Genomic DNA, 25,077 nt, shown 5'->3' on the forward strand with positions numbered 1-25,077 from the left:
CGTACTTGAATAACACTAATGTGATGTGTTATCCACCGTTATTAACTTTAATTACTCGCCTTTAGCTGCTTTGAAAGCTTCAGCCATTGCGTTGTTAGCAAAGTTTGTCTCTTCTTGTTTGTTCACAGAAGCGATAGCGTCTTTTTCATCAGCTTCGTCTTTAGCGCGAACAGACAGGTTGATTACACGGTTTTTGCGATCAACACCAGTATATTTAGCTTCAACTGCATCGCCAACGTTCAGAACCAGAGTTGCATCTTCAACACGGTCACGAGAAGCTTCTGATGCACGCAGGTAACCTTCAACGCCGTCAGCCAGTTCTACTGTGGCGCCTTTAGCATCAACCGCGGTAACTTTACCATTAACAATAGCACCTTTCTTGTTTACAGATAGGTAGTTATTGAATGGATCTTCCGCCAGTTGCTTGATGCCCAGGGAGATACGCTCACGCTCTGCGTCAACTTGCAACACAACAGCGGCAATTTCGTCGCCTTTTTTGTATTCACGAACTGCTTCTTCACCGGTAACGTTCCAGGAGATGTCAGACAGGTGAACCAGGCCGTCGATGCCGCCATCCAGACCAATGAAGATACCGAAGTCAGTGATAGACTTGATTTTACCTTCAACACGATCGTTTTTGTTGTGAGTTTCAGCAAACAGCTGCCATGGGTTAGCTTTACACTGTTTCAGACCCAGGGAGATACGACGACGTTCTTCGTCGATATCCAGAACCATAACTTCCACAACATCACCAACATTAACAACTTTGGATGGGTGGATGTTTTTATTGGTCCAGTCCATTTCTGAAACGTGTACCAGACCTTCAACGCCTTCTTCGATTTCTACGAAGCAGCCGTAGTCAGTCAGGTTAGTTACACGGCCTGTCAGTTTAGTCCCTTCTGGGTAACGTTTAGCGATTGCTACCCATGGATCTTCGCCCAGTTGTTTCAGGCCCAGAGACACACGGGTACGCTCACGGTCGAATTTCAGTACTTTAACTGCAATTTCATCGCCCACATTGACGATTTCACTTGGATGTTTAACACGTTTCCAAGCCATATCAGTAATGTGCAGCAAGCCATCAACGCCGCCCAGATCAACAAAAGCACCGTAGTCAGTCAGGTTCTTAACGATACCTTTAACTTCCATACCTTCTTGCAGGTTTTCCAGCAGTTGATCACGTTCTGCGCTGTTTTCAGATTCGATAACAGCACGACGGGAAACAACTACGTTGTTGCGTTTCTGATCCAGTTTGATGACTTTAAACTCAAGCTCTTTACCTTCCAGGTGAGTCGTATCACGAACTGGACGAACATCAACCAGAGAACCAGGCAGGAATGCACGGATACCGTTCAGTTCGACAGTAAAGCCGCCCTTCACTTTGCCGTTGATGATGCCGGTAACAGTTTCTGCTTCTTCGTAAGCTTTTTCCAGCATCAGCCATGCTTCATGGCGTTTTGCTTTCTCACGGGACAGAACAGTTTCACCGAAACCATCTTCAACAGCGTCTAGCGCAACATCAATTTCATCACCGACCTGGATTTCCAGCTCACCCTGAACATTTTTGAACTGTTCTACAGGAATAGCAGATTCTGATTTCAGACCTGCGTCAACCAATACAACGTCTTTATCGATAGCAACAACGATGCCGCGAACGATAGCACCTGGACGAGTTTCAATAGATAGCAGGGATTCTTCAAAGAGTTGAGCAAAAGATTCTGTCATGTTAATGATCTTCAAGATTTCAATTTAACGTCCACTTAGCTTCCCGCCGAATGGGGTTGTTTTACATGCCCTGTCACTGTTCCTTGTGACAAGGTTGTTTGGTTTGTGGGAAAACTTTATTAGCCCACGTACCTAATTTTCAGTACATCACCATCAATTATAAGCTAAAAACTTAAAATTGCTTAGGTAATGAAAGCGTTTTTTTCACATAATTTAGCGCTTTATCGATAACTTCTTCGATAGACATACTGGTTGAATCCAATATTAATGCGTCTTCAGCGGGCGCTAACGGTGCAACGGTCCGGTTACGGTCGCGATAATCGCGTTCCTGTATCTCGGATAAAAGACGTTCAAAGTTAACACTAAAGCCCTTTTCCTGCAACTGTAGCATACGTCTGCGCGCACGTTCTTCTGCGCTAGCATCAAGGAATATTTTCACCGGCGCATCAGAAAACACTACCGTTCCCATATCCCGACCATCAGCAATCAAACCCGGCGCAACGCGAAAAGCACGTTGACGCCGTAACAATGCTTCACGCACCCGTGGAAAAGCGGCTGCCTGTGAGGCGGTATTTCCCACCATTTCGGTACGGATTTCATTGCTGACGTCTTCCCCCTCAAGTATCACATTTAGCTTCCCTTTTTCCGGGACAAAACGGACATCAAGATTAGCCGCCAAAGGAACCAACGCGTCTTCAGACCGGATATCCACCTGATGATGAATCGCCGCCAGCGCCAATACCCGATAAATAGCGCCTGAATCAAGCAGTTGCCAACCTAAAGCTTTCGCCAGTGCCTGACATAAAGTGCCTTTACCCGCGCCACTTGGCCCATCAACAGTTACTACTGGGGCTATCGCCACCATTATTGTTCTCCTTTCGCATGGCGAATTCATTCTTCGCCGAATGCTGAATATTTACTCAATAAAATAATCAATAATCTGTAGTTTATTATACGCCATCAAAAAGAAAGCGGCATAAGCGGATTCTACGGTAAGTCGGTTTTGATCAAAGAAATACGCTTTATTGAGTCATAATCATCGCCAGTTATGACTTCCGCCGGCTTAATCTTTCCAATTGATTGAAATAGTCCGGGAAGGTTTTTGCTGTACAACCTGGATCAAGGATAGTAACCGGTGTATCAGACAGGGCCACCAGCGAGAAGCACATTGCCATCCGGTGATCATTATAGGTGCCAATTTCTGCCGGTAGTAATCTTTGTGGCGGAGTAATCCGGATGTAATCTTCCCCTTCTTCCACCTCCGCACCCACTTTACGCAATTCAGTTGCCATTGCATGGAGCCGGTCTGTCTCTTTCACCCGCCAGTTGTAAATATTGCGAATAACCGTCTCCCCTTCCGCAAACAGCGCGGTCATCGCGATTGTCATCGCAGCATCAGGGATCGCATTCATATCCATATCAATGCCAGTCAGGGTACCACGTTCACATTCAACGAAGTCATCACCCCAGCGAATTTTCGCCCCCATTTTTTCCAGTACATTGGCAAATTTGGTATCCCCCTGAAGGCTGTTTTTACCAATTCCAGTCACACGCACACTACCACCTTTGATTGCCGCCGCCGCCAGAAAATAGGAAGCAGAAGACGCATCACCTTCAACCAAATAGTGGCCCGGAGAGTGGTATTTTTGCCGGCCTTTAATATGGAAAACCTGATATTGATCGTGACTTACGGTAATTCCGAAACTTTTCATTAGTGCCAGAGTGATATCAATATAAGGTTTAGAAACCAATTCACCCTGAATATGAATTTCAGAATCATTTTCCGCCAATGGCGCGGTCATTAGCAATGCGGTCAGAAACTGACTGGAAACACGGCCATCTACGGTCACTTTACCGCCAATAAAGCCGCCTTTAATGTGTAACGGCGGATAATTTTCCTGCTCCAGATAATCAATTTCCGCGCCCCCCTGACGCAAAGCATCCACAAGATGACCAATCGGGCGCTCTTTCATCCGGGGTTCGCCAGTGAGAATGACGTCATTTTTGCCAAGGCATAAAGCAGCAGCTAATGGGCGCATTGCGGTGCCGGCATTACCAAGAAACAGTTCCACCGGCCCTTTGCCGGTAATCACCCCGCCAATACCGTCAACTTCACAACAGGTACGATCATCAGACAGGCGATAGCTGACCCCCAATGCCGTCAAAGCATTGAGCATATGGCGGATATCATCACTATCCAGCAAGTTAGTCAGACAGGTTGTGCCTTCGGCAAAAGCCGCCAGTAATAGTGCACGGTTGGAAACACTTTTTGACCCTGGCAGGTTAATAGTTCCATTAATGGAGAAAATAGGTTGTAGCGTCAGGGATTGCATAAATAACAGGATCTCCGATTCTCAATTAAATTATTTTAAGTATAAAATGAGTAATTTTTACGTTTGGAAATATTTCCTTAACCCTGAATATTCCGGGAACATGTGTTCCCGGTCATGGTTGACAAGCTAGCCGTTACGGCGCTCAAAATCAGCCATAAAATCAACTAAAGCCTGAACGCCTTCTATCGGCATAGCATTATAAATAGAAGCACGCATACCGCCGGAAACACGGTGTCCTTTCAGTGCCTGCAATCCTTGTGCCTCTGCTTCTGCCAGAAATTTGCTGTCCAGTGAAGCATCTGCCATCTGGAACGGTACATTCATCAGAGAACGATTTTCAGGGGCAATCTGGTTGCGATAGAAATCGCTGTTATCAATGGCATGATAAAGCAGCCCGGCTTTGGCCTGGTTACGTTTTGCCATCTCTTGTACCCCACCGTGCTCTTTCAGCCACTTGAAGACCAAGCCGGAGAGATACCAGGCAAAAGTTGGCGGTGTGTTGAACATGGAGTCATACTCCGCCAGAACGGTATAGTCAAAAATCGATGGGGTTTCTTTACGAGCTTTACCTAATAAATCTTCACGAACAATAACCAGAGTGAGCCCCGCCGGGCCAATATTTTTCTGCGCTCCCGCATAAATCATACCATAACGGCTGACATCCAACGGTCCGGAAAGAATAGAGGAAGAGTAATCCGCAATAATCACTTTATCATCATTAAAATCCGGCTCTTCATGAACGGCGATACCGTCAATGGTTTCATTTGGGCAATAATGGACATAAGCCGCATCATTGCTTAATGACCATTCACTCATTGGCTTAACGCCTTTAAAACCATTAATTTCGGTTTTAATATTAATCACATTGGGCGTGCAATATTTTTCTGCTTCTTTGACTGCACATTCAGCCCAGTAACCGCCATCAATATAATCAGCTTTAACATTGTCACCCAGCAGGTTCATTGGGATAGCGGCAAATTGACCGCGGGCACCACCGTGGCAAAACAACACCTTATAATTTTCAGGCACTGATAATAAATCCCGCAGATCATGTTCAGCTTTTTTTGCTACAGAGATAAATTCTTTACTGCGGTGACTGATTTCCATAATCGAAGTCCCAATACCATGCCAGTTACAAAGTTCTTGTTCTGCACGGCGCAACACTTCAGCTGGTAGCATAGCCGGACCAGCACTGAAATTATATACCTGACTCATTTACTTCACTCCATCTGACGAAATGATAATAATAACAATAAGAATCTGATATATCGGTTGTATCATTCCCCTTTCATTGCTGCAATGGTTATTCAAACGTTGATCAAAACTATCGCAAAAATAGCCAATAAACTTGTTCATTCAGCGCTATCACAGGTGAACTTCTTATTTTTTCTCCTTTTTATTCACCGCCGTTAGAGGGAGGAATAACTTAAATGGCGAATCGGGTAAAGCAATAAAGCCGTGATACTGGTAAAATTGCGCTGCATTATCATCTTTTGCGTCAACGAACAGTGCATAAGAAGCAATTTCGGAACGAATGGTTCTCTCAAGAGCATCGGCCAGCAACGCTCCACCTAATCCCTGATTTCTGAATGCCCGATCAACGGCTAACCTCCCCATCCGCACTGCCGGCACTGTTGGGTATCGTGGCAGTTTCTTGATCATGGCCACCGGGAGGTCGGTCAACTGTATACTGGCAGCAGCCAGAGTATAATATCCGGCCACATGGTGATCATGAAGCGCAACAAAACAAGCTGCTACGCGGCGCCTAACATCTTGACCAACCTGTCTCTGAAAGTAACCATCCAGAGGTTCTGAACCACTGTAGAATGAATCACGATCGTGTTCTTCGTTGAGTTGCATAACATTAAACATCATGGAACTCATTCTGATCGTAACAGAGAGCGGCGACGTGCGAATGCACGCTCAAGCGCCGGAGTAGGTTCCGATGGATTCAGTAACGCCTGCGCAAAACACGTCTGATCAGCCAGAGACAAACGGAGTACCTCTGATTGCTCAATCGCGCGCCGCGCAGCATCTTGTGCAGCAGACACGACAAAATCAGTCATAGTACGTCCCTGAATTTCAGCGGCACGTTTAATCAGGGCATGTAGATCAGGACTCATGCGCGCCTCAAAACGCGCTGTGGAAGTAGCCATAATACACCTCAACTAAAATCGTACGGTAAATTTCCGTACGAGTAATATCTTAGCCACTTTTTGGACCGAACACTACCGCTGTTAAGCAATTGCTCAAGCAAGAAATATCAGGGCGCATTTCACACACTCATGCGCCCTTCTGTTATCTCGGAATTCATTCAATATTTAACAAACATCTCGTGAATTTTTACCGGATCATGGGTTTCAGTCAGGGCTAATTGTAAAAGCACTCTGGCCTTTTGCGGATTCAGGCGTTCAGATGCCACAAAGCCATATTTGCTATCATCCACTTCCGCATTTTGAGTCACGTAACCCACCGGTACACGGCTTGCTCTCACGACCACAACCCCATTTTTAGCGGCTTTAGCCAGGGTATCGAAAATCGTTTTGTACATATTACCGTTACCCACCCCTGCGCTGACAATCCCTTGATAGCCACCACTCAGTAGTGCTTTCGCTGGTAGATCAGAAGCATTCGCATAGTTATAAACAATCCCGACCTTTGGCAACTTATCCAATTTACTAATATCGAAAATAGCCTTGTCCGCTCTCGGCTTCGCTTCAGCGTAATAATTGACTTTGCCATTATGAACAAAACCTTCAGCGCCGGCATTAATTGGCTGGAACGCCTGAACTTCCGTCGTACTCATTTTCACCACGGTACGCCCGCTGATAACAGCATCATTCATTGCCATCAACACACCACGGTTGGCTGATTCTTTATCACCCGCAACCACCACAGCGTTATACAGATTCAATGGACCATCAGCACCAAGCGCCGTAGATGGGCGCATTGCGCCAACCATCACAATCGGTTTCTGACATTGGGTCGTCAGATCGAGGAAGTAAGCCGTTTCTTCCATCGTGTCTGTACCGTGTGTGATAACAAAACCATCGGTCTCGTCACAATCTGCGTTGATTTTTTTCGCCAGTGTCAGCCACACCTGATCATTCATATCTTGTGAGCCAATACTAAACACCTGCTCACCTTTCAGGTTGGCGATATCTTTGATGCCAGGAACAGCATTGACTAATACATCAATACCCACTTTTCCAGCAACATAATTGGATTCTGTTGCAGATTTGCCCCCACCTGCAATCGTTCCTCCTGTTGCTAAAAGCGTAATATTTGGCAAAGCAATAGCTGAACTGCTGATTAATGCCAATAAACTGGCTAAAGCTGTGTGTTTCATCTTTTTCATACTGCTTTCCTTAATAAAAAATATCCTATTTGATTATGAATGATAGTATCAATAAATCTGCGATACATACCAGACTTTAGCTACTGAAAAAAAACTCGTATGATGAGTGTTTTGTAATGGGCTCTCATAAGTGAATATCATGATGCAAACCTTCATTCCCGGCAAAGACGCCGCACTGGAAGATTCAATCAATAGCTTTCAGCAAAAACTGCAACATCTTGGCTTTAATATCGAAGAAGCCTCCTGGCTGAATCCGGTTCCTCATGTCTGGTCAGTGCATATCCGTGACCGTGACTGCCCTTTATGTTTTACCAACGGTAAAGGTGCAAGTAAAAAAGCCGCTTTAGCTTCTGCTTTAGGGGAATATTTTGAACGTTTGTCAACCAACTATTTTTTTGCTGATTTCTACTTAGGACAAGCTATCGCTAACGGTGATTTTGTCCATTATCCCAATGAGAAATGGTTTGCTTTACCGGAAGATGATTCCCTGCCGGAAGGTATTCTGGATACCCGGTTACGTCAGTTTTACGATCCTGAGAATGATTTATGTGCAAGTCAGTTAGTTGATTTGCAATCAGGTCATGAAGAGCGCGGAATCTGCTCACTGCCATTTACCCGTCAATCTGATCATCATACCGTTTATATACCAATGAATATTATTGGCAATCTTTATGTTTCCAATGGGATGTCAGCAGGCAATACAGTCAATGAAGCCAGAGTTCAGGGGTTATCAGAAGTTTTTGAACGCTATGTAAAAAACCGGATTATCGCAGAAGGCATCAGCCTGCCAGAAATTCCCCAGGAAGTGATGAGTCGTTATCCTGGGGTTGTTGAAGCAGTTAACAAATTACAGGATGAAGGCTTCCCACTCTATTGTTATGACGCTTCTCTTGGTGGGCAATTCCCGGTTATTTGTGTGGTTCTGTTTAACCCCAATAATGGTACCTGTTTCGCCTCTTTTGGTGCTCATCCTGAATTTGGTGTGGCACTGGAACGTACAGTTACCGAACTGTTGCAGGGCCGCAGTCTAAAAGATCTGGATGTGTTCAATGCCCCCACTTTCGATAATGAAGAAGTTGCGGAACATACCAATCTGGAAACCCACTTTATTGATTCGAGTGGATTAATCAGTTGGGATCTATTCAAGCAAGATGCTGATTATGCATTTGCTGACTGGAATTTCAGCGGCACCACAGAAGAAGAATTTGCCACCTTGATGGCTATCTTCAAACAGCTGGATGCGGAAGTTTATATTGCTGACTACGAACACCTTGGTGTTTATGCCTGCCGTATTCTGGTGCCGGGTATGTCTGATATTTATCCCGTGGAAGATTTGCATATTGCCAATAACACCATGGGGATTCATCTGCGTGAAACTTTATTCGCGCTACCGGATAGCCAATGGCAACCGGAGGAATATCTGGCACTGCTTGAGCAATTAGATGAAGAAGGTCTGGACGATTTTACCCGTGTCCGTGAACTGCTTGGCATTGCTGTTGGTAAAGATAATGGCTGGAGCAATTTACGTATTGGTGAACTGAAATCCATGTTAGCGCTGGCAGGTGGTGATCTGGAACAAGCGCTGATTTGGGTAGAGTGGACTCAGGATTTTAACGCCTCAGTCTTTACAACTGAACGGGCTAACTATTATCGCTGTCTGCAAACACTGCTTTTACTTGCTTTGGAAACGGATAAAGAACCTTCACAATATTACCAGGCATTCATAAAAATGTACGGACAGGATGCTGTTGAAGCAGCGTCAGCGGCTATTTCCGGTGAAAATTGTTTTTATGGCCTGTGGTCAATCGATTCAGATTTAAAATCACTGTCTGCTCATCAGGCTTTATTAGCCGCTTATGATAAGTTGCAAAAAGCAAAAAATCATTTCTGGAACGCCAAATAATATTCAATTTGGCTGAAAAGATAATTTATTATTAAAAGTAAAATTCAGGTTAAATTAAGTTTATTTAAAACAACAAATAAATAACAAATTAACCTGAAATTTTACTGATTGAATGGCCTTTCAATCAGTAAATAAAAAAATACAATAAAATTTAAAAAAATTTTAATTCACATAACTCAATAAATTAATTAGCATTTTATCCATTCAAACCCATCAAAACAGCGTTTGCGCTCTGAGGATTATGATCTATATCAAATTTAGCCCCACGCACCTTTGTTACTATCATTACGTACAATAACTAATGAATAATAAAGAGAATGTTAGTATGCGAGCTGACAGCCCTTTTAACTTATTGCCACCTGCTGTAATGACACAAATCGCCGATGATATTGGTGTTTATAAAACCACCAAACATCCGGCAATAACCTATATATCAGCCATCACTGCCGGGATTTTTATTTCTATTGCGTTTGTCTTTTATATTACCGCCACCACAGGAACCGCCTCTGTCCCTTACGGGCTGGCTAAATTAGTTGGCGGAATCTGTTTCTCCCTCGGATTAATGTTAGTTGTCGTTTGTGGGGCAGACTTATTTACTTCCACTGTGCTCACAATTATTTCTAAAGCAACCGGACGGATAACCTGGCACCAAATGTTTAAAAACTGGATTAACGTTTATTTAGGTAACCTGATTGGCGCGCTATTTTTCGTCGCAATGATATGGTTTGCCGGTCAATATAATGTTGCTAACGGATTATGGGGCCTGAACGTACTGCAAACAGCTGACCATAAAGTACACCACACGTTTATTGAAGCCCTGTTTTTAGGCATTCTCGCTAATCTGATGGTTTGCCTCGCGGTTTGGATGGGTTACGCCGGACGGAGTTTAATGGACAAAATATTTGTCATGATTTTACCTGTAGCCATGTTTGTCGCCAGCGGCTTTGAGCACAGTATTGCTAACATGTTTTTAATTCCGCTTGGTATTGTTATTAAGAATTTCGCACCAACTGAATTCTGGATCAATGTGGGAACAACACCCGAACAATTTTCTCAACTCACCATTTCACACTTTATTACTGACAATTTAATTCCGGTCACTATCGGTAACATTATCGGTGGCGCAATTTTGGTGGGTTTGACTTACTGGTTCATTTATCTGCGTAGCGAGCAAAAACATTAATTAGCTCCCTCGCCGGGTTTCTCAAAAGTTCGATTATTAAAAGGTAGAAGTATCATGAGTGAATTAAATGGAAAATTCTCTGTCGCATGGCAAGGTTTTAATCAGGGTGACTGGCAAAACGAAGTTAACGTTCGTGACTTCATCCAAAAAAATTATACACCCTATGAGGGTGATGAATCTTTCCTGGCAGGTTCGACCAAAGCAACTGATACCCTGTGGGAAAAAGTCATGGAAGGTATCAAAATCGAAAACCGCACTCATGCGCCGGTTGATTTTGATACTAATGTTGCTGCTACCATTACCTCCCATGATGCGGGTTACATCGAAAAAGATCTGGAAACTATCGTTGGCCTGCAAACCGAAGCCCCGCTGAAACGCGCCCTGATCCCATTTGGCGGCATCAAAATGGTGGAAGGATCATGTAAAGTTTATGGCCGTGAACTCGATCCTAAACTGAAACAAATTTTCACTGAATATCGTAAGACGCATAACCAGGGTGTGTTCGATGTTTACACGCCAGATATTCTAAAATGCCGAAAATCCGGTGTGCTAACAGGTTTGCCTGATGCCTATGGCCGTGGTCGTATCATTGGTGACTATCGCCGAGTTGCGGTATACGGTATCGACTATCTGCGTGATGATAAATTCGCCCAATTCAATTCGTTGCAAGAAAAACTGGAAAACGGCGAAGATCTGGCGACAACTATTCAGTTACGGGAAGAGATTGCCGAACAGCATCGTGCTCTGAACCAGATTAAAGAGATGGCGGCTAAATATGGCTATGATATTTCTGGTCCCGCGACTAACGCTAAAGAAGCGGTGCAATGGACTTACTTCGCTTATCTGGCGGCGGTTAAATCTCAGAATGGCGCCGCGATGTCCTTCGGCCGCGTGTCCAGTTTCCTGGATATCTACATCGAACGGGACCTGAAAGCCGGGAAACTGACAGAAATTGAAGCTCAGGAATTGATCGACCATCTGATCATGAAACTGCGTATGGTTCGCTTCCTGCGCACACCTGAATATGATGAACTGTTTTCCGGTGACCCCATTTGGGCAACAGAATCTCTGGCCGGTATGGGAGTGGATGGCCGTACTCTGGTGACGAAAAACAGTTTCCGTTTCCTGAACACTTTATACACCATGGGTCCATCGCCCGAACCCAACATGACTATCCTGTGGTCTGAAAAACTGCCTGTGAGTTTCAAAAAGTTCGCAGCAAAAGTTTCCATCGACACCTCATCTTTACAGTATGAGAACGATGATCTGATGCGTCCTGACTTCAACAATGATGACTACGCTATCGCCTGTTGTGTCAGCCCGATGATTGTCGGTAAACAGATGCAATTCTTTGGTGCCCGCGCAAACCTAGCGAAAACTATGCTGTACGCAATCAACGGCGGCGTGGATGAAAAACTGAAAATGCAGGTTGGCCCTAAAGAAGAGCCAATGAAAGATGCAGTCCTGGACTACGACAAAGTTATGGCCCGTATGGATCATTTTATGGATTGGCTGGCAAAACAGTATGTTACCGCACTGAACATCATCCACTATATGCATGATAAATACAGCTATGAAGCGGCACTGATGGCGCTGCATGATCGTGATGTTTACCGTACTATGGCCTGTGGTATCGCGGGTCTGTCCGTCGCGGCGGACTCGTTGTCTGCAATCAAGTATGCCAAAGTCTCTCCGATCCGTGACGAAGACGGTTTAGCTGTTGACTTCAACATTGAAGGTGAATACCCACAATTTGGTAACAACGACCCGCGTGTTGATGATATCGCCTGTGACCTAGTTAAGCGCTTCATGAAGAAAATCCAGAAACTGAAGACTTACCGTAACTCCGTGCCTACTCAATCTGTTCTGACCATCACCTCTAACGTGGTATATGGCAAGAAAACCGGCAACACGCCTGATGGACGTCGCGCTGGCGCGCCATTTGGCCCAGGCGCTAACCCAATGCATGGCCGTGATCAGAAAGGGGCCGTCGCTTCTCTGACATCTGTTGCTAAACTGCCATTCGCCTATGCGAAAGATGGTATCTCTTATACTTTCTCTATCGTACCGAATGCGTTAGGTAAAGATGACGAGGCACGTAAAACAAACCTGGCAGGTCTGATGGATGGTTACTTCCACCACGAAGCAACGATTGAGGGTGGTCAGCACCTGAACGTCAACGTAATGAACCGAGACATGTTGCTGGATGCAATGGAAAACCCTGAAAAATACCCTCAATTAACCATTCGGGTATCGGGTTATGCCGTGCGTTTCAACTCATTGACGAAAGAACAACAACAGGATGTTATCACCCGTACTTTCACACAATCTATGTAATAATATATTGCCAAAAGGCCCTGAATTCTGGGGCCTTTATTCATTTATCCCGTCAGTTTTGGAGCAATCCTGTTATGTCCGTACTTGGCCGAATCCACTCTTCCGAATCCTGTGGCACCGTTGATGGCCCAGGTATCCGGTTTATCGTCTTTTTTCAGGGCTGTCTGATGCGCTGCCTCTATTGCCATAACCGCGATACATGGGATACCCACGGTGGTAAAGAAGTCACTGTCGAAGAATTGTTGAAAGAAGCAACGACCTATCGTCATTTTATGAACGCCTCAGGCGGCGGCGTTACCGCATCGGGTGGTGAAGCCATTCTTCAGGCTGAATTTGTGCGTGACTGGTTTAGAGCCTGCCATACCGAGGGGATTCATACCTGTCTTGATACCAACGGATTTGTCCGCCGCTATGATCCGGTTATTGATGAGCTGATGGACGCGACTGATCTTGTTATGCTTGATTTAAAACAGATTAATGATGAAATCCACCAACAGCTGGTCGGTGTTTCAAATCACCGCACTTTGGAGTTTGCCCGCTATCTGGCTAAACGTAATCAAAAAACCTGGATTCGTTACGTTGTTGTTCCAGGCTGGTCTGATGATAATGAATCCGCTCATATGCTGGGTGAATTTACCCGGGATATGAAAAACATTGAGAAAATTGAGCTTCTGCCTTATCACGAACTGGGTAAACATAAATGGATTACCATGGGTGAGGAATATAAGCTGGAAGGTGTTAAACCTCCTGCAAAAGAGACAATGGACAGAGTTAAAGGTATTTTGGAAAGTTATGGGCATAAGGTTGTGTATTGAATTTCTTAACCGCCATTCCTGAAATGAAATGTGAAGTACAGTAAAACTGAAAATCGGATTATTCCGGTTTTCAAGATTAAAATAAAAAAGAGAACATCTATCAATTCAAGCCTAATTTCTCCGAAAGACAGAGATGCATTCAGGAAATAACCGAAGAACTGCTACTTATATTTCCAGGCTAACTGCTCCTGCGTCTAAAACACGCTTAAGAAAATATCCTTATAGGCAAAAATAAATATTGACTTATGATTTACATTGTATATTTTTAGTACATCGCACTATACCCAATAGATTTCAAGTTGCAGCGCGGCGGCAAGTGAACGCATCCAACAAAGCAGCAACTTGAAAGATGAAGGGTATATATTAAGTTAAGCTTCAAAGAAACAGGTTGTCTATTATGGATACTTTAGATGAATTCTACGAAAGAAACCCTTGGGCCAGAGGGTACTTTGATAATAGTACCAATAAAGAAAGGAAACTTTTGAAAATTCAGATGGATAAACAAAATGAGTTGATGGTGCTCATGGATAGAGTTGCCAACAAATATATGAAATGGAGCCTGGCTAAAGACCATTTTATTCATGAAGTTATTGCTTATTCTGAAGATATCACCGCAAAGATAAATACCGGGGAGCTTTCGATCTCTGAGGCAATAGCGTCGTTAGATGAAGAGATGCGATCGTTAGAAAAACAGGATGCAATGCTTTCTCAAAAGAGAGTAAGGCAAGCTATCGTTGTAAAGAAAAAAGCGCCAGATGAGAATACTAAAAGCAGAAGAGATGAAGTAGTCAATTTGATTATTGCATGGATTGGATTTGTATCTGGAAGTATACAATTCCTTGGTGGGTTTATTGCTATTGATTCCCTTGTTGGAGCAGCGCCAGGAGCACTATTGATGGCTCATGGCTTTAATAACATTATTGAAAGTGGGCATTATATCCTTTATCGTGAGAGCTATACTGGACCGGTTAAATTTGTCTATGAAGGGGTTGGAGAAAAAGCTTTTGGGATGGATAAACGCAATGCTGATGTAATATATACATCGGTTGATGTTGGTATGTCTATTAATGGGTTTCTTGGCTATAAACTCGAACCAGATAGTCAAAGATTATATCGGTATATAAATGCTGATCTGCTTGTTGGTTTGAAGCGACAAGGTATAGAAACTATGAATTATAAAGAGATTGCTTTAGAAATCACAGGTGACCTGAATACCGTTTATGGGCAATATAGATCGTATTGAAGGAAGGATAGAATGGTAGATTATTTATACATTATTTTTTCTTTACTTGCGCTTTATCCTCTATACATTGCTTTTAAAAAACTTTTAACCCCCTATGATGTTTATATTAATTTTTCAGCTGTATTACTTATGGTAGCATCTAATCTTTTCCATATACATGTTTTCTATACTAGTCGGATTCCATTTTTGGGTGTGTCCATATCAGATAATGACTTCATGTTTTACAGTCCTTTTGTACTATCTTGGTTGTGTACCATTACCTGTATGATCGCACACAGCAGACATTATAGAAAAAACAAATGGTGATTTTATAGATAAATAAATTAATGATCGATAATCAGCTATACTAAGGATATAAGTAATAACCTATATCTACGTTTTATTTTCCTTGATTATGATGATTCCTTTGTATTTTTTTCAAAGTGGCTTCTACAATCCAATAATTATTACTGCAATTTTTCCGCTGGATTAGTTGTACTTGTTTATATAGCATTCCATATGTACGTTTTTAATTTTTACCGCATTCCAATTATCAATATAGGCATTAATGACCCATTGCAATTCGCATCCTTAATTCTTGCCCTACTTTGCTGTATTCCATATTGGATTGCACATAAGAGATTTTATAGAGAAAACAGATGATTTTTGCAGGTAAAATAAAACTATTTTACCTGCACATAGATTAATAAATTCGATCATCCCAAATACTATAAGCACTAGTCCCTGCTATATGATGAGTCCATGTGATACTCTTATATCGCAAAGAGATCGTTTCTTGCGGCTGTGACCCCGCATGTGTTATTGAATGAGGATGATAAACAGCTAAATCAGTTATCGTCGCCTCAATCACTTTTATAGTGTAATACAACTCCTGAATGCCAAATTGATTCGTTCTACAAATATCAAAGAAAGCATCTAACACTTCATTATCTGAAATCGCCACCCCCAAAAGCGGTGATGACTTATCAACAGGCTTTTTAAATGTTATAGGATGGTGATTAACATTCTGATCCCTGGTTAGAGAATGAGTGAGATTATATACGAATATCTTGTCTATATGATCTAATTGACCTTTATTTCCTATTGAGTCTACAGATGAACAACCTGCCGATATCAACCCCTGCTTACGGCCTTTCAACGTTAAATAAATTAAGTCTGACATATACACTCCTTCTTAGTGCTCAAATACCGATGACTTACCATTAACACGAGTCTTCATTCTACATAAAAAAAGCCCAAATAGAATTAAAATTTATGATTTCAGGGATATATTTCAATTAAACTCAGCCACTAAATTACATTGAAACACTTTGTTACAATTATTTACAAATTAATACAATTAGAAACATTCAGCAACACATTGAATTTAAATTAACCAGAACTTTTGGCTTACTCATTATAATTATCACTTTTCGATTAACGAAATTAATATAATATATACTCAGATTTCTCAAATAGTGATGTCTTTTTAAATGAAGACAGGAAAAAGCTATTTAGCCTATTACTAACTAACAGATAAACTGGAAAATTCATGAATAATCAAGATCTAAGTTCTAATCCCAACATACCTGACAATAAAGAAGTGTTTATTCCTGGTGGTCAGTCCCTTGATGGGGAAAATGGAGTAAAATGGATTGGTCAGGCATGGAATCTCGTCAAAAACAAATTAGGCATGTGGGTACTGCTCAATATTATCTATCTGGCTATTATTATGGGTCTCCAGATGATTCCTCTTCTTGGGTTGTTCGCTGGAGTTTTAGGTCCAATATTTATTGGCGGTATTATTGCTGTGTGTGAAAAACAGAGAACTACCGGACAATTTGAGCTAGGGCTGTTATTCAGTGGATTTCAGAAAAATTTTACATCACTGCTTTGCGTTGGTGCTTTATCATTTGGCATTATAATCCTTGGCGTAATCGCAGCACTCATTGTCGGCGGTAGTACAATGATTCATATCTTATTATCCAGCCAACAAGGGGACATTTCAGCCGAAATGCTCAAACATAGCCTATCTACGCTATTTCTCAGTACCTTTGTTATATTTATCTTCTACATCGTTGCCCTCGCTTTAACCTGGTTTGCACCCGCATTAATCATTATCCATAATTTGAAATTCGGTGCTGCCATATCAATGAGCCTGGAAGCCGTGAAAAAGAATTTGTTACCAGGTTTTCTATTCTTCATGACTATCGGCTTAATTTTCATGATCTCCGCAATTCCTTTAGGTTTAGGCCTCTTAATCTCTATGCCACTATTTTTGGTTAGCTATTACTCCTCTTATCGCAGCATTTTTATCGGTAAGGAGAAATCATCTACTTTAATTAGCTAAAAGACACATCTACTATTTGCTGAAAAAAGTCATTTTTATTTTCAGCAAATTAATAAATATGACAACAGTAAAAATAAGTAATCAAAAACCCTTAACGAAATATTACATATGCACCAGGCAGCCACGTTCCATAAGTATGGAAACGGCATAAGGTACTTCTGAAAAACTATTCCACCTGAGATCAAGTTTTTTAAGATTATATAAATCAATAAAGCTATCAGGTAAAGTAGATAGATTATTAGCTCGTAAATACAAAGTCGTAAGTTCACTCAGTGAACCAAATGAATTAGGCAATTCATTAAGTTTATTGAACCTAAAGTTCAATTCTCTAAGTGAAGTAAGATTACCAAAATCTAATGGAATATCTGAAATTAAATTATTTGATACATCCATTATGGTTAGAGATTTCATAAGACTAATTTCATTAGGCAACAATCTAATATGGTTATTTGTTCACGAAGATTCGATAAGTGTGAAATTCTTTCATCTATATGGGTAATTTTATTATTATATAACCGCAACTCAACTAAAGAATTAATTTTAAAAACCACATCTGGGATCTGCTCAAATAAATTATCTGTAAGATTAAGATAAATGGTATTTCTTAGTTTATGAAAACTCTCAGGAATTAATGATATATTGTTATCGCTAATATATAAATATTGCAATGACTCTAAATCACCTATCCCATTTGGTAAGTTGTCTATTTCATTGTGACCGAGATCCAACATCTTTAATGAAGAAAGTTTACAAATAGATTCAGGAATTATTTTCAACTTATTGCATGATATATTAAGAACCTGCAAATTTTTGTGATTACAGATAGCATCAGGAAATACATTAATGTTATTGTTATAAAAACTTGCCGTTTTTAATTTTGTCCCTGATAACATCAGCTCATCAATAGCACTCAATTCCAAACTATCCTGATTCAGATGTACGGTTTCAAAGTTGTCAGAAAACTCATTTAAATGTTGATGTAGTAGCATGAACTTCCTCTTCCCCTGCTAAGCTTTTCTTCCTAAAAATAGATACAAAAACCAATGTCACTGTAGAAGTCATTTTTACTGGTATACGTAACTTATATTTAGGTGTATTAAAATCAGATTCATTAATTATATCTCAGAATATAAAAAATACATAATAATTAATTTACCTATTGATTATCATATAGTTGTTTTTACTTCTTATATTTTTGATCTATTTTCAGTTACTCAATAACATTAAATTATAGTATTATGACTCAGATTTATTAACAATGATGAATAGTCAGATACCAACCAATAATTTTGGATACTACTATAAATAGAATGAAAAAATAAAGTTATCAGGAAAAAAACCCATTTAACTTAGAAGATCAAAAGATTTTTCTCCAAAATATATCTCATCAACTGCTTGCACTACTATATCTTGCAAGTGCCTTGAGCCAGAGGTATCGGGTCAAGAATAACGCTCCCAATGCATATATAAAAGCTAAAGCCAACGTGCCGAAATTCAGAATACCTAAGGCGGCTTGCACAGGCACATTACTGACGAAAGCAATAGGTAATATGAAACTAAGAACGAACCGCATAGCACCAGGATAAGCGCTGACAGGGAATCGCCCCATATCCATGAGAGAATAACAAATGATCCATACGTCAGAAACTTTAGTGAACCAAAAAGCAATGAGATTTGAGCACATGAACAGAGAATAGAAAATACATGCACCCAATAATAACGTTAAATTAAATTGCAGGAAATTTGGTAATGTTAAGGCTTCTCCTTGAAACATAGCCACCAAAACAACTATATAGCCAACAATAAAATTTGCACCGTCCCACACATTGAAACGATGAAATGTGATAAAAAACTGATGGTCGATAGGGCGAATAAGCATAAAATCTAAGTCACCTCGCCTGATGTATTCTGATAAGGAGTGGATGCTTGGAAATAACCAGCTATCAATGAGTGACTCTATAATAAGGGTGACACCAAGCAAAGCAACCATCTGATTGAAATCCCATCCTCCTACTTGGGAAACCTGACCAAAGAACCCCGTCAGAACAAGTAAAGCTAGCAGGCAAGCAAGGGCGGAGTTGATCAAATTGACCAAAGCGTTAAGCCGAAATTCAAGTTCCAAGATGAAAGAATTTCTTATCAATACCAACAATAGTAAACCGTACCGCATTTAGTTAAACTCCTGAAGCCGTATATTTTTTCAATCCTATCGACCATAGAAAAACACGAATTAGCATGAGCGCTATAACCCAAAATAGCTGTATCAAGAAGCCTATTAGCAATTCATCATGGTCTAGTTTTCCTAATATTATTTGAACCGGGGAATCCATTGCCGATGCAAAAGGCAAAACTTTCAATAATCCTGCGATGCCAGGTGGATATAAATCAAGAGGAATGAGTGATCCTCCAAGTATCGTATAAAGCGCCCAAAGCAATGGGTCAAACGCCATTGCGTTATTAATCCAAAAGGCCAGCAAGCCCAGACAATAATAAAGATGGAAAATGATAATCCAAGCAAGCATGAGTGAAGGTAAAAAAAACAAAAAGCTCCAGATATCTAAACGTTGCAAATTACCAGTCAAAACAATACCAGAAATAAAAACCACTAATATAATCGGCCCCCGAACAATCATCTGTCCCACGTGATCTGCAATATAGCAATAGAGGGGAGACACAGGGCGCAACAATAGCATAGAGAGTTCACCTCGGCGGATATCACGATCCAAGCGCTGCATTACCCAAATGGACGTTAATTGACGCACCAAGTAAATAGAAAGGAAATAAACCGCGAAATCGCTGGGTGTATAACCGCCGATGACCCCTCCATCTGCCAGATTAAACCAAACTAGCATCACAGCGATAGGCATCACACCACCTATCATCCAAACCATCGACTGCGCTCGATATGCAATAGCCTGAGAGAAAGATTGACCAATGAGCACCCTCCATAACTGTAGGGTCCGCTTAAAGCATTTGAACATTAGACTCACCATTTGAAGATAAATACCCCTCTAGTACACGATCTATCGGTTCATCATGGATTGAAATATCAAGAACAATTCGTTCCGAAATCAATCTTGTAATTGCAGAAGGTAGTGCGTCATGCTCCACGACTAATTCGATATCGTGACCATCATAGAATAGCAAGCCGGGTAACGAATTCAGTGCCGGCCTCATCGGACCTGAAAGAGTGGCCTTTACAATCTTTCTGGGAGAGCGCTTTGCAATTAAATGCGAGAGCTGTCCATCATAGACAATCTCTCCCGAATTGATGATGATGACACGTCGTGCAAGTGCTTCCACATCCGCCATGTAGTGAGAAGTTAGGAGAATTGTTGCTTTGTGTGTCTGATTATAATGCAGGATAAATTCACGGACGACTCGCTGCATGTTTACATCTAGTCCAATAGTGGGTTCGTCCAAAAACAAAACCTTTGGCTTATGTAACAGTGATAGAGCCAATTCGCATTTCATGCGCTCTCCAAGAGACAGGTTACGAACCGGCCTGTCAATCACTGAACGAATAGAAAGCAATTCAACAAGCTCGTCGCGGCATCTGGAAAACTCATCATCTTCCAAATCATAGATAACCTTATTGAGTATGAAGGAGTCATTCGGCGTGAGATCCCAGGCGAGTTGCTGTTTCTGCCCTGCCACAAATGATATTGATTTTAAATATTCGTTCCTACGTTCATAAGGCGTATGTCCTAAGACATTGATATCCCCAGAAGAGGGTTGAATGATGCCAACCAACATTTTCATAGTGGTGGTTTTTCCCGCTCCATTCGCACCAAGAAAACCAATAATTTCTCCCTCTTCAATGGAGAAATTAATCGCCTTCACCGCCTGTACTACTGCATAGTCTCTTTTAACGAATGACTTTAGACTACCCAAAAGACCGGGATTTTTTGTGTAGATACTGTAGGACTTACTCAAATTTCTTACTTGAATAATGCTCATAGAAATCCGCTAATTGAATTCTCAAACTAATTTTTAACCGCTCGTACTAATCGCCCACTCTCCTCTTGTGCTATCCTGAGTCCATAGAGTCCGAGTGCATTGTTACAAAAAACATCTTCCCAAGCTTCCTCAGGTAGACCTTTACTAAATGCATCAATATAAGAACCTAAATGCACCATCGGCCAGCCGGAACCAAAAATTAATTTTCGAGAAGTGCCAAGATAGTCAAGCATCCAAGACAGCGGCTTTGAGATAAGCCTGTTTGCACGCTCATCCGAATGAGTCCTGAGATCCCCATCAATGAGAGACGACCCCTCAAGGAAGACATTAGTGTTTTTCGAGGCAACAGCAGCAGCACTGCGAAACCATGGGTTTCCAGCATGGACCAGCACAAAGTTGACATCAGGATAATCGACAGCTATCTCGTCTAAAGAAACAGGGTCTGCATATTTAATTTTAGCGTGGGGCCAACCAGGGTCACCACTGTGAAACATAACGGGGATTTTCAACATTGATGCGAGAGAATAGAGAGGTTGGAATATATCATCAGATGCATACCGATGTATAAAACCAACATTAATTTTTATCGCCAATTTTTCCCCTGACGAAAGGCTCTGACTGATTGAGGTAAGGTCATAGTCCAAGCTTCGCACAACAGCACAATGGTAAATCCCTAATTGACTTAGATCACCATGCTCCTTAGATGGAGATGCAGAATCCGAGAGGGAACCAATGAAGCGTATATCAGCTATAGATTCTTTGTAAGAGGCCAGCGAACACTCCACACCACTGAAATGATCCGACCTACCGTCAAATTCAGTATGAATGTGAGCGTCGAATACATTAACATCAAATTCTCTCATCAAGCCCTCAAATGTCTAATTTAATTGAATTGCAGGCCAGTAACCGCCTGTTAATATCGGAGGCATAATCAGAAGCCCCTAGTCCCTGCTCCACATGAAAGGCATAGCCTAAATCGAGATCGAAACGTGTACGGAAGCTATGGGGTTCACTACTTTCTACAATAAAACCCGCATTTTGCAGAGATCTTAAAGATACCCTGACGTCAGACGTGAGAAGCTTAACCGCCCCCAACTGGGCTCCTCCGCTTTCATCAAGGTTAAGTTCAACACCGAAATACAATTGGAACTCAGCAGGACTAAGCCAATGTAATTGCTGTTGTCCAATCAGTACAGTTCGTTTGTTCTGCTCACCGCAACTCCCTATAGAAAAAAGAAGCTGGTACCAACGCCTTGCATCCTCGACTGGAGTATGAGTACAAAAATAGAACCCACCAATCCCATAAATCCCATTAAGGCAACAAGTCGCTTCAGCCCATGCCTTCCGACGAAGCAGGTATTGGATTATCTGTAGAGTACAACCTGGCGTCTCAGTGTCAAGAACATCCAAGACAGCCCAAGCTGGCTCTACCCACCCCTCCAGTTGAGGAACAATATACCGAACATCCGAAGTATTTAGGGGAAAGTCTTTCAAAATCTCTGCACAGGACTGTACATCCGCAGTAGCAGCCACAAGTGCATAGGGGTAACCGAATCGGGAGGCACGTTGTTCTGCTTCAGTGCAGCAGGCTTCGAATTCACGTGAATCTACTATCTCTATCAATTCAAGATATGAACCTGTGAAATGAACAAAAATACTATCCTTGCCCCCTTTATGCCGGAGAGAATTTTGGCTAATCAAGAATCCTGCCTGCTCTAAGCGAGCGATAGCCTGTTTCCTACTCCCGGCTGGAAGGATGCCATAGCAATGATCTATTAACGCAATCATAGTTGACGACTCCTAGCACCTATTCAATTCAACCATATCTTCAATAGGCAGGAAAACATCAATTGCTCCAAGGACTTCCTTTAATTGTTCAACACTATTAACACCCACCACTGGCGATATAACAGCGGGCCTTTGCAATAACCATACCAGAGCGACTTGAGTACAACTCACGGCATTTCTACCAGCTATATCCCTAATCAATTGGAGGATTTTCCAGCTCTTATCGCTGTTGTAGAGTTTGTTCACATCATCTGCCCTAAGAGATTGGATTTTCGGTGCATCTTGATGATATTTCCCAGTAAGAAAACCTTTAGCGAGAGGAACATACGGCAACATTCCAATCCTCTCTTCTTGACACAAATCCATCATTTCACACTCATACTCGGCTCTATCCAACAGGTTGTATTTTCCCTGTACCGTCACATACGAAACGTAGTTATGTTTAGCACATAACCCTAATGACTTCATAAGTCTCCAGGCTGGAAAGTTTGAACACCCGATATAACGCACAAGACCCTGTGTTACCAGATCATCCAGAGCCCGGTGAATTTCCTCCATAGGTACATTAGGATAGTCATCGTGAGCTTGGTAAAGATCAATGTAATCAGTTCCAAGACGTTTTAAGGACTGTTCAACCGCTTTGATAATATGTTTCCTCGAAAGCCCTTCGCTGTTCGGTCCTTTTCCCATGGGCGCTGAAAATTTGGTCGCGATAATGAGATCATCCCGTCTAGCATACGACTTCAACCAGCGACCGATAATTATCTCTGATACCTGCCCTCCTTCATTATCATCTGGCAAATAAATTGGATAGCAATCAGCAGAGTCAAGGAAGTTACCTCCTTGCTCGGTGAATACATTAAGTATTTCGTGCGCACCTTTTTCATCCACCCATCTGCCGAACTGCTGGGTACCAAGGCAAATAGGTGATACATAAGCTCCACTATATCCAAGAGTTCTATATTTCATGAGTATATTTTTTAGTCCCAGTCGAAATCATAGTCGAAGACAGGTCGCTTACCAACTTGAGGCGTTATTCCTCCCCGCCCACCACCACCTTCAGGATGAACAGCAAGTTCAGGACGTATAGACCGAAAGTTTTCACATTCAAGCCAAACTCTGTACATCAGCCGTTTATTCTTAGAATCATCATTATCTTCGAATGCTGTGCGAGAGTGCAGGCATAGATAATTGTTGAAGAAAACCATGTCGCCTTCCTCAAGAGATGTAATCCAGCAAAAAGCAGAAGATGTTGCCAACTCATCAAGATAGTCGACAGCTTCTCGCAGCTTGGCTGGGATTTTCTCGCCCCGAGCAAACGCAGCGGCAAACATGTTAAACCTCAGGTATCGAATGCTAATATCCCCGTTACATTCGGAAAATACCGGTACATTGTATTCGGTTATTTCACTCGCTCCTAGAGGATGCTCATTGAGCCGGTGGTAGGGATAACCAGTGTATAATGCTGGCAGCAAGTCTGGTCGACTTTTCTTGATGGCATCATGAAGAGCTAACGCGCTCGCAAATTTGCTATAACCTCCTTGCTTAGCTTTCCTGACACATAACATACAAACCACATCTGGCTGATCCGTATGCATTACCAACTCTTCACGATTCCTATATCCCCTGGCGTCAGGGTCCATGTGAGTCATATCTTCAACCCGGCCGATTATATCCCCCATCACGCTCTGAGAAACAGGCTTACCCATTCGGCTACAGAGCTGTAAAAAACTATCTCCTAACTCATTCTCGTCCAAGCCAGCAACAGAGATTCCCTTCAAGATAACAAGCCCATCTCCACTTTTGACACGCTCGTACACACTTTCCATTAATTCACCAACTTCACCACCCGAATTCTCTTGAGTAGTCAACCCGTTAAGTAGTCTAACTGGCGAACCCGACAGCTCTGCCAACAATTCTTCAGTATGGGCTGGATCTAGTTGAATCACACATCGAGCATGTATGCTATCGTCCACTTTCCAACCTGTAGGCCTTACTCCCACTCTGTCTTCACCCAGCATAGTTTCCTCTTTCAAGATTTGATATTGGTAATATAACCTTTACCGATTTTATAGAAGCCTTGAGAAAGTCGAACTTAGTAGC

Annotated in this window: 23 protein-coding genes; 6 read left to right on the top strand and 17 right to left on the bottom strand. The window is 42.0% G+C overall.

The window, feature by feature from the left end; genetic code table 11:
* Positions 1–51: 51 nt before the first annotated feature.
* The 7 genes from rpsA to ansB form a co-directional block, all read right to left on the bottom strand.
* A complete protein-coding gene (rpsA, locus tag LGZ99_RS06735) occupies positions 52–1,725 on the bottom strand; it encodes a 30S ribosomal protein S1 (protein WP_023044853.1) in 1,674 nt (557 codons plus the stop codon).
* 172 nt (positions 1,726–1,897) lie between these two features.
* Positions 1,898–2,590, bottom strand: coding sequence for a (d)CMP kinase (gene cmk, locus LGZ99_RS06740; protein WP_023044852.1), 693 nt, complete (start codon positions 2,588–2,590; stop codon positions 1,898–1,900).
* A 181-nt stretch (positions 2,591–2,771) separates the two neighbouring features.
* Positions 2,772–4,058: a 3-phosphoshikimate 1-carboxyvinyltransferase gene (gene aroA, locus LGZ99_RS06745; RefSeq protein WP_036838061.1), complete on the bottom strand. Its 1,287-nt coding sequence runs from the start codon at positions 4,056–4,058 to the stop codon at positions 2,772–2,774.
* 126 nt (positions 4,059–4,184) lie between these two features.
* The gene (gene serC / locus LGZ99_RS06750) at positions 4,185–5,273 is read right to left on the bottom strand and encodes a 3-phosphoserine/phosphohydroxythreonine transaminase (RefSeq protein ID WP_023044851.1); all 1,089 of its coding nucleotides are present in this window, start codon (positions 5,271–5,273) and stop codon (positions 4,185–4,187) included.
* A gap of 165 nt (positions 5,274–5,438) precedes the next feature.
* Positions 5,439–5,933: a GNAT family N-acetyltransferase gene (locus LGZ99_RS06755; RefSeq protein WP_235184721.1), complete on the bottom strand. Its 495-nt coding sequence runs from the start codon at positions 5,931–5,933 to the stop codon at positions 5,439–5,441.
* A 5-nt stretch (positions 5,934–5,938) separates the two neighbouring features.
* Positions 5,939–6,214, bottom strand: coding sequence for a type II toxin-antitoxin system TacA family antitoxin (locus LGZ99_RS06760; protein ID WP_021325196.1), 276 nt, complete (start codon positions 6,212–6,214; stop codon positions 5,939–5,941).
* A gap of 158 nt (positions 6,215–6,372) precedes the next feature.
* Positions 6,373–7,416, bottom strand: coding sequence for an L-asparaginase 2 (gene ansB, locus LGZ99_RS06765; RefSeq protein ID WP_036838065.1), 1,044 nt, complete (start codon positions 7,414–7,416; stop codon positions 6,373–6,375).
* A gap of 139 nt (positions 7,417–7,555) precedes the next feature.
* On the opposite strand from ansB, the gene ycaO reads away from it, so the two are divergent.
* From ycaO to LGZ99_RS06790, 5 genes are all read left to right on the top strand, one after another.
* Positions 7,556–9,319, top strand: coding sequence for a 30S ribosomal protein S12 methylthiotransferase accessory factor YcaO (gene ycaO / locus LGZ99_RS06770; protein WP_036838068.1), 1,764 nt, complete (start codon positions 7,556–7,558; stop codon positions 9,317–9,319).
* A gap of 325 nt (positions 9,320–9,644) precedes the next feature.
* Complete coding sequence (gene focA / locus LGZ99_RS06775) at positions 9,645–10,502, top strand: formate transporter FocA (RefSeq protein ID WP_021325199.1); 858 nt, start codon at positions 9,645–9,647, stop codon at positions 10,500–10,502.
* Between the two features lie 54 nt (positions 10,503–10,556).
* Entirely contained in the window at positions 10,557–12,839 is a 2,283-nt protein-coding gene (pflB, locus tag LGZ99_RS06780) for a formate C-acetyltransferase (protein WP_036838070.1), read from the top strand.
* A gap of 74 nt (positions 12,840–12,913) precedes the next feature.
* Entirely contained in the window at positions 12,914–13,654 is a 741-nt protein-coding gene (gene pflA, locus LGZ99_RS06785; RefSeq protein WP_036838072.1) for a pyruvate formate lyase 1-activating protein, read from the top strand.
* A gap of 397 nt (positions 13,655–14,051) precedes the next feature.
* Entirely contained in the window at positions 14,052–14,897 is an 846-nt protein-coding gene (locus tag LGZ99_RS06790; RefSeq protein WP_036838075.1) for a DUF4225 domain-containing protein, read from the top strand.
* A 682-nt stretch (positions 14,898–15,579) separates the two neighbouring features.
* Here the strand turns inward: LGZ99_RS06790 and LGZ99_RS06795 are convergent.
* Positions 15,580–16,059, bottom strand: coding sequence for an Hcp family type VI secretion system effector (locus LGZ99_RS06795; RefSeq protein ID WP_021325205.1), 480 nt, complete (start codon positions 16,057–16,059; stop codon positions 15,580–15,582).
* Between the two features lie 369 nt (positions 16,060–16,428).
* Here LGZ99_RS06795 and LGZ99_RS06800 point away from each other — a divergent pair, with 369 nt between their 5' ends.
* Positions 16,429–17,226: a BPSS1780 family membrane protein gene (locus LGZ99_RS06800; protein WP_036838078.1), complete on the top strand. Its 798-nt coding sequence runs from the start codon at positions 16,429–16,431 to the stop codon at positions 17,224–17,226.
* Positions 17,227–17,328: 102 nt separating this feature from the next.
* On the opposite strand, the gene LGZ99_RS06805 is transcribed toward LGZ99_RS06800, so the two are convergent.
* From LGZ99_RS06805 to LGZ99_RS06845, 9 genes are all read right to left on the bottom strand, one after another.
* Positions 17,329–17,637 (bottom strand): leucine-rich repeat domain-containing protein, encoded by a 309-nt coding sequence (locus LGZ99_RS06805; RefSeq protein WP_051769315.1) that lies wholly within the window; start codon positions 17,635–17,637, stop codon positions 17,329–17,331.
* Positions 17,634–18,215 carry a leucine-rich repeat domain-containing protein gene (locus LGZ99_RS06810; protein WP_051769318.1) on the bottom strand — a complete coding sequence of 194 codons (582 nt, stop codon included), beginning with the start codon at positions 18,213–18,215 and terminating at the stop codon, positions 17,634–17,636. The genes LGZ99_RS06805 and LGZ99_RS06810 overlap by 4 nt, the downstream gene beginning before the upstream one ends.
* 398 nt (positions 18,216–18,613) lie before the next feature.
* Positions 18,614–19,396 carry an ABC transporter permease gene (locus tag LGZ99_RS06815; protein ID WP_036838081.1) on the bottom strand — a complete coding sequence of 261 codons (783 nt, stop codon included), beginning with the start codon at positions 19,394–19,396 and terminating at the stop codon, positions 18,614–18,616.
* Between the two features lie 4 nt (positions 19,397–19,400).
* On the bottom strand, positions 19,401–20,093 hold the full coding sequence (locus tag LGZ99_RS06820; protein ID WP_235184723.1) for an ABC transporter permease: 693 nt from the start codon (positions 20,091–20,093) through the stop codon (positions 19,401–19,403).
* 97 nt (positions 20,094–20,190) lie between these two features.
* A complete protein-coding gene (locus tag LGZ99_RS06825) occupies positions 20,191–21,186 on the bottom strand; it encodes an ABC transporter ATP-binding protein (protein ID WP_051769322.1) in 996 nt (331 codons plus the stop codon).
* Positions 21,187–21,212: 26 nt separating this feature from the next.
* Entirely contained in the window at positions 21,213–22,049 is an 837-nt protein-coding gene (locus LGZ99_RS06830) for an amidohydrolase family protein (protein WP_051769325.1), read from the bottom strand.
* Positions 22,050–22,056: 7 nt separating this feature from the next.
* On the bottom strand, positions 22,057–22,974 hold the full coding sequence (locus LGZ99_RS06835) for a VOC family protein (protein ID WP_036838088.1): 918 nt from the start codon (positions 22,972–22,974) through the stop codon (positions 22,057–22,059).
* A gap of 12 nt (positions 22,975–22,986) precedes the next feature.
* The gene (locus LGZ99_RS06840; RefSeq protein ID WP_036838090.1) at positions 22,987–23,943 is read right to left on the bottom strand and encodes an aldo/keto reductase; all 957 of its coding nucleotides are present in this window, start codon (positions 23,941–23,943) and stop codon (positions 22,987–22,989) included.
* A gap of 11 nt (positions 23,944–23,954) precedes the next feature.
* Positions 23,955–24,995, bottom strand: a complete 1,041-nt coding sequence (locus tag LGZ99_RS06845) for a TauD/TfdA family dioxygenase (RefSeq protein WP_036838092.1) — start codon at positions 24,993–24,995, stop codon at positions 23,955–23,957.
* Between the last annotated feature and the right edge of the window lie 82 nt (positions 24,996–25,077).

Source organism: Photorhabdus temperata, assembly GCF_025384845.1.
GTDB classification, from domain to species: Bacteria; Pseudomonadota; Gammaproteobacteria; order Enterobacterales; family Enterobacteriaceae; genus Photorhabdus; species Photorhabdus temperata.

Coding starts and splice junctions, on each gene's coding strand:
- LGZ99_RS06835 (WP_036838088.1), bottom strand. CDS start 22,974: ATGATTGCGTTAATAGATCATTGCTATGGCATCCTTCCAGCCGGGAGT.
- LGZ99_RS06845 (WP_036838092.1), bottom strand. CDS start 24,995: ATGCTGGGTGAAGACAGAGTGGGAGTAAGGCCTACAGGTTGGAAAGTG.
- ycaO (WP_036838068.1), top strand. CDS start 7,556: ATGATGCAAACCTTCATTCCCGGCAAAGACGCCGCACTGGAAGATTCA.
- focA (WP_021325199.1), top strand. CDS start 9,645: ATGCGAGCTGACAGCCCTTTTAACTTATTGCCACCTGCTGTAATGACA.
- LGZ99_RS06815 (WP_036838081.1), bottom strand. CDS start 19,396: ATGCGGTACGGTTTACTATTGTTGGTATTGATAAGAAATTCTTTCATC.
- serC (WP_023044851.1), bottom strand. CDS start 5,273: ATGAGTCAGGTATATAATTTCAGTGCTGGTCCGGCTATGCTACCAGCT.
- pflA (WP_036838072.1), top strand. CDS start 12,914: ATGTCCGTACTTGGCCGAATCCACTCTTCCGAATCCTGTGGCACCGTT.
- aroA (WP_036838061.1), bottom strand. CDS start 4,058: ATGCAATCCCTGACGCTACAACCTATTTTCTCCATTAATGGAACTATT.
- LGZ99_RS06830 (WP_051769325.1), bottom strand. CDS start 22,049: ATGAGAGAATTTGATGTTAATGTATTCGACGCTCACATTCATACTGAA.
- LGZ99_RS06790 (WP_036838075.1), top strand. CDS start 14,052: ATGGATACTTTAGATGAATTCTACGAAAGAAACCCTTGGGCCAGAGGG.
- LGZ99_RS06795 (WP_021325205.1), bottom strand. CDS start 16,059: ATGTCAGACTTAATTTATTTAACGTTGAAAGGCCGTAAGCAGGGGTTG.
- LGZ99_RS06820 (WP_235184723.1), bottom strand. CDS start 20,093: ATGCCTATCGCTGTGATGCTAGTTTGGTTTAATCTGGCAGATGGAGGG.
- LGZ99_RS06800 (WP_036838078.1), top strand. CDS start 16,429: ATGAATAATCAAGATCTAAGTTCTAATCCCAACATACCTGACAATAAA.
- cmk (WP_023044852.1), bottom strand. CDS start 2,590: ATGGTGGCGATAGCCCCAGTAGTAACTGTTGATGGGCCAAGTGGCGCG.
- LGZ99_RS06805 (WP_051769315.1), bottom strand. CDS start 17,637: ATGAAATCTCTAACCATAATGGATGTATCAAATAATTTAATTTCAGAT.
- LGZ99_RS06755 (WP_235184721.1), bottom strand. CDS start 5,933: ATGATGTTTAATGTTATGCAACTCAACGAAGAACACGATCGTGATTCA.
- ansB (WP_036838065.1), bottom strand. CDS start 7,416: ATGAAAAAGATGAAACACACAGCTTTAGCCAGTTTATTGGCATTAATC.
- pflB (WP_036838070.1), top strand. CDS start 10,557: ATGAGTGAATTAAATGGAAAATTCTCTGTCGCATGGCAAGGTTTTAAT.
- LGZ99_RS06840 (WP_036838090.1), bottom strand. CDS start 23,943: ATGAAATATAGAACTCTTGGATATAGTGGAGCTTATGTATCACCTATT.
- LGZ99_RS06825 (WP_051769322.1), bottom strand. CDS start 21,186: ATGAGCATTATTCAAGTAAGAAATTTGAGTAAGTCCTACAGTATCTAC.
- LGZ99_RS06760 (WP_021325196.1), bottom strand. CDS start 6,214: ATGGCTACTTCCACAGCGCGTTTTGAGGCGCGCATGAGTCCTGATCTA.
- rpsA (WP_023044853.1), bottom strand. CDS start 1,725: ATGACAGAATCTTTTGCTCAACTCTTTGAAGAATCCCTGCTATCTATT.
- LGZ99_RS06810 (WP_051769318.1), bottom strand. CDS start 18,215: ATGCTACTACATCAACATTTAAATGAGTTTTCTGACAACTTTGAAACC.